At 49.7% G+C, this 13,203-nt stretch carries 11 protein-coding genes; 7 read left to right on the forward strand and 4 right to left on the reverse strand.

All coding sequences use genetic code 11. The features are described 5' to 3' along the window. Positions 1 to 870 (forward strand): N-acetylmuramoyl-L-alanine amidase, encoded by an 870-nt coding sequence (locus tag ACO0K3_RS05170; RefSeq protein WP_422982542.1) that lies wholly within the window; start codon positions 1 to 3, stop codon positions 868 to 870. 316 nt (positions 871 to 1,186) lie between these two features. Beyond that, on the forward strand, positions 1,187 to 1,381 hold the full coding sequence (locus ACO0K3_RS05175; RefSeq protein WP_422961561.1) for a hypothetical protein: 195 nt from the start codon (positions 1,187 to 1,189) through the stop codon (positions 1,379 to 1,381). Positions 1,382 to 1,478: 97 nt separating this feature from the next. On the opposite strand, the gene ACO0K3_RS05180 is transcribed toward ACO0K3_RS05175, so the two are convergent. Next, the gene (locus ACO0K3_RS05180) at positions 1,479 to 2,342 is read right to left on the reverse strand and encodes an HDOD domain-containing protein (protein WP_422982543.1); all 864 of its coding nucleotides are present in this window, start codon (positions 2,340 to 2,342) and stop codon (positions 1,479 to 1,481) included. A 201-nt stretch (positions 2,343 to 2,543) separates the two neighbouring features. Between ACO0K3_RS05180 and ACO0K3_RS05185 the strand changes: the two genes are divergently transcribed. Together ACO0K3_RS05185 and ACO0K3_RS05190 are read left to right on the forward strand one after the other, a co-directional pair. Continuing rightward, positions 2,544 to 3,320, forward strand: a complete 777-nt coding sequence (locus ACO0K3_RS05185) for a YdcF family protein (RefSeq protein ID WP_422982544.1) — start codon at positions 2,544 to 2,546, stop codon at positions 3,318 to 3,320. 100 nt (positions 3,321 to 3,420) lie between these two features. Beyond that, positions 3,421 to 4,896 (forward strand): right-handed parallel beta-helix repeat-containing protein, encoded by a 1,476-nt coding sequence (locus ACO0K3_RS05190; RefSeq protein WP_422982545.1) that lies wholly within the window; start codon positions 3,421 to 3,423, stop codon positions 4,894 to 4,896. 108 nt (positions 4,897 to 5,004) lie between these two features. On the opposite strand, the gene ACO0K3_RS05195 is transcribed toward ACO0K3_RS05190, so the two are convergent. The 3 genes from ACO0K3_RS05195 to ACO0K3_RS05205 all read right to left on the reverse strand — a co-directional run bounded on the left by ACO0K3_RS05195 (position 5,005) and on the right by ACO0K3_RS05205 (position 8,534). Next, complete coding sequence (locus ACO0K3_RS05195) at positions 5,005 to 5,451, reverse strand: CreA family protein (RefSeq protein WP_422983168.1); 447 nt, start codon at positions 5,449 to 5,451, stop codon at positions 5,005 to 5,007. 131 nt (positions 5,452 to 5,582) lie between these two features. Beyond that, positions 5,583 to 7,064: an APC family permease gene (locus ACO0K3_RS05200; RefSeq protein WP_422982546.1), complete on the reverse strand. Its 1,482-nt coding sequence runs from the start codon at positions 7,062 to 7,064 to the stop codon at positions 5,583 to 5,585. Positions 7,065 to 7,175: 111 nt separating this feature from the next. Beyond that, positions 7,176 to 8,534: an amidohydrolase family protein gene (locus tag ACO0K3_RS05205; RefSeq protein WP_422982548.1), complete on the reverse strand. Its 1,359-nt coding sequence runs from the start codon at positions 8,532 to 8,534 to the stop codon at positions 7,176 to 7,178. A gap of 349 nt (positions 8,535 to 8,883) precedes the next feature. Here ACO0K3_RS05205 and ACO0K3_RS05210 point away from each other — a divergent pair, with 349 nt between their 5' ends. The 3 genes from ACO0K3_RS05210 to ACO0K3_RS05220 all read left to right on the forward strand — a co-directional run bounded on the left by ACO0K3_RS05210 (position 8,884) and on the right by ACO0K3_RS05220 (position 13,111). Then, a complete protein-coding gene (locus ACO0K3_RS05210) occupies positions 8,884 to 9,252 on the forward strand; it encodes a DUF2946 family protein (RefSeq protein ID WP_422982550.1) in 369 nt (122 codons plus the stop codon). A 154-nt stretch (positions 9,253 to 9,406) separates the two neighbouring features. Beyond that, positions 9,407 to 11,794: a TonB-dependent receptor gene (locus ACO0K3_RS05215; RefSeq protein WP_422982552.1), complete on the forward strand. Its 2,388-nt coding sequence runs from the start codon at positions 9,407 to 9,409 to the stop codon at positions 11,792 to 11,794. Between the two features lie 630 nt (positions 11,795 to 12,424). After that, entirely contained in the window at positions 12,425 to 13,111 is a 687-nt protein-coding gene (locus ACO0K3_RS05220) for a MarC family protein (protein WP_422982554.1), read from the forward strand. Positions 13,112 to 13,203 lie beyond the last annotated feature (92 nt).

A 13,203-nucleotide genomic window follows, 5' to 3' on the forward strand; every position in this document is an offset into this window, starting at 1 on the left:
ATGCATTTGCCTGCCTGTGCGCAAGATCAGCAACGGCGTATCCGGTCAATCCTGACAGCGCTGGCAATCGGTATTGCGGTAACGGCGTGCGCCGGCATTCCATCTGGCAAAATGAGCGGAGCGTCTGATGTAGCCGCATTTGATCTGAACAACATAGATACAAACAAATCCGCAAAAAGCCAGGAAAGCCGAGTGAAATTTATCATCCTGCATTACACAGCACTCGATATGGCCTTATCGCTCAAAGTGCTCAGCGAGCAAGCCGTCAGCAGCCACTATCTGATCGGTGATGATAGTCCGGGCAAGGTCTATCGTCTGGTTGATGAAAGCCGTCTTGCCTACCATGCAGGCGTCAGTAGCTGGAAAACCTATCCCCACTTAAACGCAAATTCTATCGGCATAGAGATCGTGAATCTTGGCTATCAGGACACGCCATCGGGACGCATCTATCCACCCTACCCAGCTCATCAGATCGATACGCTGATTGTTTTACTCAAAGACATCGTAAAACGCCATCAGATTCAAGCAGAGAATATCCTCGGCCATAGCGAGATAGCACCACAGCGCAAACCTGATCCCGGTCCTTTATTCCCATGGAAAAAGCTTGCCGATGCCGGCCTCGTCAATTGGCCAGACATTCAGCAAGTACAGCTGCGGCAAACCGTATTTGAGCAGCAATTACCGGATGTCATCTGGTTCCAGCAAAAACTGGCACAGCATGGCTATGCAGTACCGCAAACCGGTGTGTGGGATCAGGCAACACGCAATGTGATGATCGCGTTCCAGACACGATATCGCCCCAGCCTGTTCGATGGCAATCCTGATGCCGGGTCGGCAGCCCTCCTTGATGTATTGACGCAAAGTCCGTAACACTTTGACGTTACGACTGCTCGCATTCAGGGGGATAAGTGATCAACTAAATAATTGACTAAGCAGCGGCAGAAACCGGACACCATCCATCCCCTAAAACAGATCAATTACACCTGAGTTTTTGCATTTCGTCGCAAGCAGCTGGAGATCATGAGGTCGTGTGGCTACAGTACAGTCACATCAACCGACTCCGAAAGGAAATAGTATGAAACTCAGCGCAAATATGGATGGCGTCGTCATCGCTAGCATCGCCATCGTCATGATCAGCAGTCTCTTACATCAACTCTTAGCTTAATTAGCTTTACCAGGAAAAATGATGATGGGCTTATTACTCTGGATTATTTTATTGATCGTATGCTGGCCATTGGCATTGCTTGCTCTAGTGCTCTATCCGCTGGTGTGGTTGCTTTGCCTGCCGTTCAGATTACTGGGCATTGCGGTCGAGGGTGTATTTGAATTATTGCGTGCAATTGTGATGTTGCCGGCACGGCTGCTTGGTGGACGACCATAAGATATGATGGTCGCGAACGGTTATCTGATGCAAACCTGACGCTTTGGTCGTGATCGTGATCGTGGTCTTTTAGCGATGGATCATTGCCGAACAATATTCAGGCAGCGGCGTTAAATATTTCGTGCAGTTCATCGAATTTGTCGGCGGCTTCATCCATCGCCAAGCCTAAAAACCCGCACGCCAGCTCGCCGCCTTTTTCCCATTCAGCGGACAACTCTTGTCCATGATATTTCTGAATACCGTACTCCGACATCAAGGCTAAGGCAATCAGGGAGCGAACGATTTCTGGCGTGGAAATATCTTCAAGTACCGCATAATCATGATGCAACAAAATCCCTGTCGACACATGCTCAGGCAAACCCCAGGTACGTGCCATCAGTGAACCAATGGCAGCATGGTTACACGCATGTTTTTCGTCTTCGACATCGGTAAAACGCTTGACGAATTCCTTATTCGCCGTGGCCAACGTGGTTGAATAATCTGGAAAACGTTCCAGCATCAAGGGCACACCGATATCACAAAACAACCCGAAGGTATGCGCGACATCTGCAGGACAAACGCGAATACGACTGGCCAGATATGCCATCGCCTGTGCCCGCTTGCTTGAGAAATCCCAGAACTTTACCAGCGACCGTCCTTGCACCACAACAGCCTGACGCGCAATGATCCCCGTCATCAGCAAGCCACATTGACTTAATCCCAGCAAATCTACGGCATGATCGACCGATGTCGCTTTTAGTCGTAAGCCAAAAAAGGACGAGTTTGTCAGTTTCATCAATGAGCCAGCCAAAGCGACATCATTGGCGATAATTTTCGCCAGACGCCGTGGACTGGGGTCCTTGGATGCCATCTCCTGCTGCACGTCTGCCAGCAAACTTGGGCGCGGCGGAATACGTATCGTCTTCAGCAAAGCATCTACCGACTGTTCCGTCGTTTTGCCCGGTGCAATGGATGTGTTCATTAATTTTTTCAAATTGGTCACGCAATCTCTTATTTTAAGGCGCATTCATTTCCATGAGGCATTATTTGAGGTGATTACACACTCTAAAACTCATTTAACTGAAACGAGTGTATTTTTTCTTGTAATTAAAATCAAATCTCAGTGACAATTTGCACACTTTGTATATATTGCAGTTTGTTCAACACCTTCACCGAAGGCCTTATGCACACGAGCGCAATGCTGGCGACTTTCGCAAAAATCTTTGTATTACCACCGCTTAGCCTTTTCTTAATTTATCTGATAGGTATGCTGATCAGCAAATGGCGTCCGCGTACAAGCCTCACTTTGCGTATCAGTTCTATTTTTTTGCTATTTTTTATCAGCACAGGAATTGGCTCATGGTTATTGGTGCGGCCATTGGAGTCACTGGAGCAAGCGCTGACCTCCGACAAAAATACTCATGCAGAGGCCATTGTTATTTTAACGGCCGGGAGGATAGAGAGCAGCCCCGAATACCATCATCAGGACATCCCTGACTACATTGCGCTGGCACGTATCCGATATGGCGCCCATCTCTACCGCGCTACGGGCTTGCCGATACTGGTGACAGGCGGATTAGGGCAATCCAGCGGGAATACCGAAACGCTCGCCGTAGGGATGAAGCGGGCGCTGGAGCAGGACTTTCTCATTCCGGTGAAATGGGTAGAAAACAATGCACGGAATACAGAAGAAAATGCCTATTATTCAGCACGTATTCTCAAACAATCCGGCGTCAAACGCGTGCTGCTCGTGACCGATGCGATGCACATGCGAAGAGCGCGTATGGCGTTTGAGCGTAGCGGTTTACAAGTCGTATCAGCACCGACAATGTTTTTGGCGGACACCGAGTGTGCACCATGGAATCTGTTTACCTCAGCAGAGAATATGCGTCGCTCGCACTATGCTTTGTATGAATGGCTGGGCTTGCTCTGGTATCGAGTTGAGGCTTGGTTCAACTGAATCTGATTCATATTGATTATTGACAATCTGGGTCATTAATCAGTGCCAATAATCAAGATCTATTGATAACTCTGAGAATTTTTAAAATTCTGAAAATCTTATGCGCATCAACATCCGTCCCTACCTGCTGTATTTGCTTATCTTGACCGCCCTGATGCTACTAGCGGGCTGGGCTGGGCTGTATTACCTGCAACAAGCAGGAGTGACGCCTAGGGCGTTGTCTCCGTATGTCGAGCGCAGAACATCGGATCACAATCCCTTCATCGTTAAAGCAGGTGAACTAGCGAGCAAGACGCTGATGCAACTGGATCGTGGCATAGCCTTGCCGCATCAGGCGCTCCACATCACCATCGGCACTCAGGCAAATCGATTGCCTCAAGCCGGGCTTGAGTCCGCTCCTCATGCGGTACCGGCAGAATCGGGCGTTTTAGTCACATCGAGTACACAGCTAGTGACAGCACTGGCTAAAGCCAATCCCGGTGACGTCATCACAATGATGCCGGGTACTTACTATGTTGTGGGTACACCGTTAATCGCTAACCGGCCCGGCACCGCTAGCAATAGAATCACGGTACGGGCAATACAGCCCGGAACAGTATTCCTGGAATTTAATCTTGGTGAAGGTTTTCAAGTTTCTGCGCCTTACTGGACCTTTGAAAATCTGTCTATCCGGGGCGTCTGTCAGTATCACGAAAACTGCGAGCATGCTTTTCATGTGACCGGTGGTGCCAGGTATTTTGTCTCGCTGAACAATACGATCTCTGATTTCAATGCGCATTTTAAAATCAACGGTAGCGATGGCCGTATGCCAGACTTTGGCCTAATTGAAGGCAACACATTAAGTAATACCAGTGCCAGAAAAACTAGCAATCCGGTAACCTTGATTGATCTGGTCGCAGCGAGTCACTGGGTCATACGGCGTAATATGATCTCGGATTTTATTAAGGATCAGGGGGACAGAATCAGCTATGGTGCGTTTGCCAAAGGTGCAGGTGCGGCAAATAAATTTGAACAGAATATCGTCTTATGCGAGCACTTATTACAAGGTAAGTCCGGGCAGCGAGTCGGGCTATCGCTGGGTGGCGGCGGCACAGGCAAAGAGTATTGTCGCGACGGACGATGTATCACCGAACAGGATAAGAGCATTATTCAGTCAAATCTGATTGCCTCATGTTCCGATGACGGCATTTATCTGAATCGTGCTGCGGCCAGCGTGGTAACTCACAACACACTGCTCGACACCGCAGGAATAACCGTACGATTTCCTGAGAGCAGCGCAGATATAGAAGGCAATCTGGTGGACGGAGCTATCCGCAGCAGAGATCAGGGATTATTACGCAGCAAGGATAATAAAGAGACTTCAATTGCGCTGCTGTATCTTGGATACCATCCGGTACGCAGTCTGTTTTTACAGCCGGAAGCCGCTAATTTTATGGTGAAAGATCAGTTGCCACGACGCTCTGTCACGCCAGAAAAACTGCCGGACTTATGCGGGAACTCCCGACCCGCGACACCAAGTTACGGGGCGTTTGAAGATTTTTCAGGATGTTTGTTATCAATACAAAGAGCAAAATAAACGCATCACGGAGCAAAGTAAAAAGCCCGCCGGACAAGCCACTGAGCGTGGCGAAGAAGGCGTCCCCCAATAAATAGAACGCCCTCTGCGCAACCAGAAAACTGATCGTTATTTCAGCGGAATTATTGTCGCTCTATCCACCGGCACCGCTGTCACACTATTTTGCGGCGAGCCGTCAATCAAGCGATCAGAATAAGTCAGATATACCAATGCATTACGTTTGGCATCAACGACTCTGACGATACGCAATTTCTTGAACAAGATAGAAAGACGCTCGTTAAAGACTTCTTCCTGCTGCGCTAAAGGTTTAGGAAAACTGATAGGCCCGACCTGACGGCAGGCGATTGACGCCTCCGACTTATCAACAGCCAGACCAATCGCTCCTTTTATCCCGCCCGTCTTGGCACGTGATACATAGCATGTCACACCGGCGACCTTGGGATCATCATAAGCCTCGACAACGATCTTATGATCCGGACCAATCAGAATGAACGCAGTATCCACACTACCGATCACTTCGGCATGGACGGCAACACCTGTCCCAGCCAGCAACATTGCGACGCTCACGGGCAATAAAAACCGAGTAACTAGATGATTCATCTTTTTCCCTTACCAATAATAGAAATACTGCGATTAGATGTAGCAAGGGCTCTTGGATTACAAGAGCCCTACGATTTTCTGCAAAATTATTTTTCGCTTTGCTCACCTGTATGTAGTCGTGAGTGACGCATACCGTACAGAAAGTAAATCGCTACCGCAACCGTCATCCAGATACAAAACACCCAGTAGGTAGTAGGCGGTAAATCCTTGACAATATACAAGCAGGCTAACACGCTTAACCCTGGCAGCAAATAAGGGCCAAATGGCACACGGAAACCATCACTGTCAGCGCCGATACCTTTGCGACGCATCACCGGCACGGCAACGGATACCACCATAAAGGCGACCAGAGTTCCCATACTGACCATATCCCATAAGAAGGTGGCATCGACCAGTCCGGCGACAACACCAACAATCATACAAACAATAATGGTGTTACTGACAGGGGTTTGGGTACGGACGCTGACCTTCTGGAATGACGGCGAAATCAAACCGTCTTTACTAATCGCATACAAGATACGGGTCTGACCATAAATCGTCACCAAGGTCACGCTAAATACAGAAATCACCGCACCAGCCGACAAGATCAGTGCAGGCCACGCTTTACCGGTGACGTTTTGTAAAATCACCGACAGCCCTGCTTCCTGGCCTTCAAACATACTTGCAGGTTGCGCGCCCAGTGCCGCGACCGCGACCAGCATATAAAACACCGTCACAATCACCAGCGCGGAAAGAATCGCCAACGGCACATTGCGCTTAGGATTTTTTACTTCCTCACCCGCAGTTGCCACAGTATCGAGTCCAATAAATGAGAAAAACACCGTGCCTGCTGCTGCAGTCACACCAGCCATACCGGCAAGGCCTTTGCTATTGTCCTGATTGAAGAAAGGTGTGAAATGCTCTGGATTAAAACCAGAGAAAGCGATAAACGCAAAGAAGCTCAGGATGACCAGTTTGATCATCACCATGACGGCATTGACGGTAGCGGATTCTTTAGTTCCACGTAACAGCAAAAAGCCGCAGACGATCACCAGAATAATCGGCGGCAAATTGATCTGCCCTGAATGTATCTCCACGCCTTTGGCTCCGGCAACAATCATTGGCGAGCGCAGCATCTCCGGGATTTGCCAGCCGACGGCATTGCTTAAAAAGTTGTTCAGATACGCAGACCAGCCCACCGCCGTTGCACTGGCGGCCAGTCCATATTCGAGTAACAGACAGGCGGCAACAATGTAGGCAGCAAACTCACCGACCGTTGCATACGCATATGAGTACGACGAACCTGATGCAGGAATCCGTGAGGACAATTCGGCATAACACAATGCAGTTAAACCCGCCGTCAACGCAGCAAGCAAGAACGACAGAATTACCGATGGACCGGCCTTAGGCACGGCCTCGACCATCGTGAAAAATATCCCGGTACCGATGGTCGCACCGACGCCGATCATCGTCAGCGAAAACAAACCTAACGAGCGATGCAGACCACTGCTATTACGCTCTTCTCCTTCTTTACTGCTGCCAACTGGCTTGGTGCGTATCAGTTGCTGCCCGAATGTCTGCTGTCTCAAAAGAATATCCTTTTTTATAAATAGGGAATGTCTGTGCGCAAGCCGCTGATGGCGGCTGTTTTGCTACCTGCGGCCGGTTTTATCCGCCGCTGTAAGCTACTGGCTGCAAGATTATTTGGCCGCAGGTACTTTAATCATATCGCCGCCCTTCATCACGAACTCGACCTTCGTCAAGGTTGTGACATCGCGCAGAGGATCACCGAAAACCGCAATGATATCTGCAAACTTTCCGGCTTTTATACTGCCTATCGTTTTTTTCCAGCCTAATAAATCGGCGGCGTTAATCGTTGCTGCCTGGATCGCCTGCATCGGACTCATGCCGTATTTGACCATGTAAAAAAATTGTTTTGCGTTGTCGCCATGTGGATACACACCGGCATCCGAACCAAACGCCATCCTGTCGCCGTATTCAAATGCTTTACGGAAGTTATCACGTTGCAATTGACCAATTTCTTTTTCCTTTGCCAGCGACTCTGGCAAGAAACCGGCTTTTTCACCTTCACCGAGAATATAGTCATCGTTATAGATGTCCATCACCAGCCAGGTACCCTTTTCTTTAGCAAGACGCATGCCCTCAGCATCAATCAGACTGGCATGCTCGATAGAATCGACGCCAGCACGCAAGGCATCGTTAATTCCGCTGGCGCCATGGGCATGCGCTGCAACCTTGCGCCCCAGCTTGTGCGCTTCGGAAACAATAGCCTGCATTTCTTCTAAGGTGTATTGCTGTGCGCCTGCGGCATCACCCTTGGACAAAACACCGCCGGTTGCACAGATCTTGATCAGGTCGGCACCAAATTTTGCCATTTCACGGACTTTGGCACGGGCCGCCCAAGGACCATCTGCCACACCTTTGCCGACGTCGTTGTACTCCGCCGGCAATAAATTATTGTCGCAATGACCGCCCATAATGCCGATGGCATAGCCAGAAACCAGCATGCGCGGACCGACGATATCCCCATCATTGATCGCGTCCCGCAAAGCCACATCACCGTAGCCATCTGCACCGACATTACGTACTGCGGTGAAGCCCGCATTCAAGGTATCGCGCGCCGCACGAACGCCATACAGCGCAGCACGGATATTCGAGGTACCGATGCCGGTGTAACCATGCTCATGCGGATTGCCTGTAAGGTGGGTATGCGCGTCAATCAAACCGGGCAAAACCGTTGCCTTAGATAAATCGATGATCTGTGCACCTGCCGGGATGGAAGTCGCCTGACTGGATCCGACCGCAATAATATGCTCACCCTTGACGATAATGATCTGATCCGTCAGCACCTGTGCGGTCTCTACATCGACTAACTTGCCAGCCTTGATCGCGATCGTTCTGGCGGACTTTTCATCCGTAGCCGTAGCCGCGCTGGCGGCGTGCATCGTCGTAAGCAGCAAGCTAGCCGACAGACTGAGCGAAAAACCGATTGAAAGACTGGCAGAAAAAACCGAGCGCAATGGCGTGTGCTTATGCATAAAAAAATCCTTTTTTACTAAACCGGAAAATTGGAGAAAATGTTCATGGTCGATTGCTTACTAACAAGTGATACACAAGGATAAAAAACAAGGATAAGCAATCCGCCGTTTTTACTACCTCAGCTTTATTACCTGAAGATGAACTTATGCCACGCATTCTATCTGCGCTGAAAAAAGCTGTCCGTTGTATTTTGTTTCAAATACAGCAGAAGATCACTAATTGCTCTGATTTTGCCTAAGGTCTAGAGTGTAATACCTCGCCACCTGGCCAATGACAGCCCGCTTCAGGCACTTCCATGGACTCGCTAAGGATGATTTTGGTGACGCACTTATGCTATAGTCGCGCCCCATGACACTACGACGCATTTCCCGCCAACTCGTTGCCCTCGTGCTATTTTTGTACGCGGCGGCTTTGGGCGTTGCGATTGCGGCACCGGTGGTCAATCCACAGGCGATGAGCCTGATTTGTACCGGCACTGGATATAAACTGATCAGTCAGCAAGATAAAGACGCGCCAAAAAGCAGTAAAAGCGGTGATAACATGAAGCACCTGCTTGATTGCTCTTTTTGTCTGGCGACCGGTATCACACCGGTTCTGCCGCAACAAGATGCCATTCAACCGACGCATGCGCTGTCCTATGTCTTGCGCTCTATCCCCGCAGCACGTCTGGCTGCGATTGTCTCCGCTCCGCTTCCCGCCCGTGGCCCGCCGGCCTGAACACCTTCTGCACTCATTCTGAGTTAATTCGTCGCTTAGTCCTGACTAAGTTACACCTCAGTTGCCCCCTGAATTCACACCTGAACCGCGATGCCTTGCGTTCAACTCCGGTGCGCCAAATTTATTTGTAGTTTGCTTTTTTAAAGCCTGAACCATGACCTCTATTCAATGTTCGCGTGCTGGTAGCACGCGCTTTGCCCTGCCTACTACTTCTGCTATTCCTGCGATTCCTGCGATTTCTGCCGCTTCTTCTATCTCTACTATCCGCATAATGAGCGCCGCAGTGGCTGCAACACTGCCGTTTATGTGTACAAGCAGCTTCGCCGCGGAAATGCTGACCACCGACAACGGCCTGACGGACCGCGTCGTCATCACCGGTGGTCGCCCTTCTTCATTGCCGACTGAAATCCCGACAACGATAGAAGGGATTAATGCCAAGACGATGGAACAAACCATCAATACGATCGATGCCGAAGACGCTCTTAAATACCTGCCAAGTCTGCTGGTACGCAAACGTTATGTCGGCGACTACAATCACGCCGTACTGGCAACCCGGGCGTCAGGCACGGGCAACAGCGCACGTTCACTGGTGTACGCCGATGGTGTGTTGTTATCCAACTTACTCGGCAACGGTGCCAGCTTTACCCCGCGCTGGGGCCTGGTCACACCGGAAGAAATCGAGCGTGTTGACGTACTATACGGCCCCTTCTCGGCCGCTTATCCGGGCAATTCTGTCGGTGCCGTGGTCGATTACATTACACGGATGCCGGTCCAGTTTGAAGGACATGCAAAAGTGCTGGCCTTCAATGAAAATTTTCAGCAATACGGCACCGATAAGTCGTATAGCGGTCAGCAGCTTAGTGCATCTATGGGAAATAAACAGGGGGACTGGTCGTGGTGGGCGAATATCAATCGTCTGGACAGCGACGGTCATCCTATTGCCCTCGTGAACAAATTATTATCCACAGGGATTACCAGCAATACCGGTACGCCCGTTACCGGTGCAATCTTTGATAAGAATCCGAAAAATCAGGACTGGCTGATCCTGGGTGCGACCGGGCAATATCATACGGTGCAAGATCATGCCAAAATTAAATTGGCTTACAACATCACACCCGCGCTGAGCATCAGTTATACCCTGGGATACTGGCGTAACAATATGAACAGCAGTGTCGAGAGTTACATCCGTGACACTGCAGGTAATCCTGTCTATAGCGGCGACATTAATGTCAGTGGCAAAAAATATACCTTAGCCGCAACCGACTTTGCTAACAGCACGAATAGTCTTGAGCATATCGCGCAAGGCCTGAGCCTGAAAAGCAATACCAAGGGCGTGTGGGATTGGGAAATCGCCACCAGCCTGTATGAGTACAGCAAAGATATTGCACGCTCACCTACCGTCGCCATACCGCAAGCCAATACCGGTGGCGCAGGTCGTATCACGGATATGAACGGCACCGGCTGGAATACACTGGCACTCAAAGGTATCTGGCGTCCGGAGTCGGCCAAAGAACATACGCTTGAATTCGGCTATCAGCGCGAGGCATATAAGCTGCGCACACTCGTATCCAATACCAGCGACTGGATCAATGGTGCAGCCGGTTCGCGTTTCTCAGGGTTTCAGGGGAATACCGAATTACAAAGTCTCTATGTCCAGGATGCATGGCGTATCAGTCCGCAATGGAAGGCCATTATCGGTGGTCGTGCAGAGCAGTGGCGTGCCAGCAATGGTGCTATTTCTTCGGCAAGCAGCACCTTGCCGTTCGACGCACGTGAAGAAAATGCCTTTTCACCGAAAGCAGCATTAGCCTATAAGATCGATAACGACTGGACCATGAAGGCATCAACCGGACGCGCCTTAAGAATGCCGACCGTATCAGAGCTATATCAGGGATCGGTCAGTTTGAATACCATCGTCAACAACGACCCCAACCTGAAGCCAGAGAAATCCTGGACCTCAGAATGGAGTATCGAGCGCGCGCTGGATAGCGGCATGCTACGTGCCACAATTTTCCACGAACGCACGCAGGATGCACTGTATTCGCAAACCAATGTCAGCGTCACTCCCAACGTCACCAATATCCAGAACGTTGATGACATCCACACCACAGGATTAGAGCTGGCCTATATCGCCAATGATGTCTTCGTACGCGGACTGGATCTGACTGGCAGCCTCACGTATGCGGACTCCAAAATCGTCAAAAACGATAAATTCCCCGCCAGCGTCGGAATGTGGCAGCCACGTGTGCCAAACTGGCGCGCTAACTTTGTCGCCAGTTACCAAGTCAACGATCATCTCGCGGCCACTTTCGGTGCACGATACAGCGGCAGACAATACGGCACCCTGGATAACAGTGATCCGAACGGTAAAACCTATACCGGCGTCTCCAGCTTCTTTGTGACTGACCTGCGAATCCAATACAAGGTCGCCAAACAATGGACCGCCTCCGTCGGCATCGACAATCTCAACAATGCAAGTTATTGGGCATTTCACCCCTACACGCAACGCAGCGTTGTCGGCGAATTGAAGTTTGACTTTTAACCGAGAAACTCCATTGGGGTTTGAGATGATGACGGATGGATTTACGAGGCAGTTTTGTGAGATTTGATTTTGTCATAGCTGGCTATGGCAAAATAAAATCTTACCGCTGTACCACACTGAGTGACCGCAAAGTCACCGCCAGCGCTCAAGCAGCACTGAAAGTGCGCCCAATGGAAATTCTCGGTTTAACTCTCGGCTTGAAGTAAATACAGATTGAGTGTGACTTTGAATGCCGCAGTATCTATGCGCCTTTCCAGCCATTATTGGTCTGGGAGGCGCATTTTTATTAGTGGATGCTTTGTGGAAGCTTTGTGGAAGCTGATAAAAACCTTCCCATTAAAATTTTACATCGACAGAACTGATAGAACTAACGCAAAAACCAAGACCTCTCGCCACAGAAGCATGAAGGGTCCAGCACATTGCAGGGACTCCGGCACTAAGGCATGATGTTTCCGGAAACGTCTCTTTTACGAATGCTGAGATCAATTTCGATTTTCAATCCGAATTTTGCAGACAGCACGCTGAAGATAGAACAGACTGCCGGTATAGAAATAAAATCACAGTGAGCAAACTCGCCATAAACCGCAATACAACTTTATAATCAAGTCCTCAGATTTTTCCGGAGTATGTATGAGCGTATCGATGATGATTATTTTCTTCAAGGCCTTGATTGTCGTGCCGATCACGCTGCTGCCTATCCTGAACCCGATTGCGATCGCACCGATTTTCTTGTCGATGACGGGGCCGATTGAATCAAGCCTGGCGAATCGCCTTGCAAAACGCATTGCACTGAATTGCTTTTTCCTGCTAATGGGAGCCATCTTTATTGGCTCTTATGTTCTCGATTTTTTCGGCATCTCTTTACCTATCGTCAGAGTGGCGGGCGGCATCGTCGTCGGAATGGCGGGCTGGAAGCTGCTGAACGACCAAGGGCAAGATAAATTACGTACCTCTGTCGCAGAATCCCACGGCGGCACCTGGAGCAAAGAAGAATTGCGTCGCCGCAGTTTTTACCCGTTCAGTTTTCCACTGACAGTAGGACCGGGGACGATCGCGGCATCCGTGACGCTCGGTACACAGATGCCTCATAAACCGGTGGACTGGCTGATCACCAGTATCGCCTCGGCTCTCGGGGTCTTGCTGACGACTCTGGTGATTTATCTGTGCTACCGTTTTGCACGGAATATGGAGCGCTTTTTAGGCGACATCGGTGCAACTGTATTGATGCGCCTATCTGCATTTATTTTGCTCTGTATCGGAATTGAAATTGGCTGGACGGGTATTTCAGAACTGGTAGAAGATTTAAAATTTCATTGAATTTAAACATTAAATTTCAACATTGAATTTAAACATACCTAGTGCTCGTATCACCGGGCAATCAGTACACATATTGTCGTCAATAACACCAT

Origin of the sequence: Undibacterium sp. Rencai35W, from assembly GCF_049340185.1 — a bacterium.
In the GTDB taxonomy this organism is placed as follows: domain Bacteria; phylum Pseudomonadota; class Gammaproteobacteria; order Burkholderiales; family Burkholderiaceae_D; genus Undibacterium.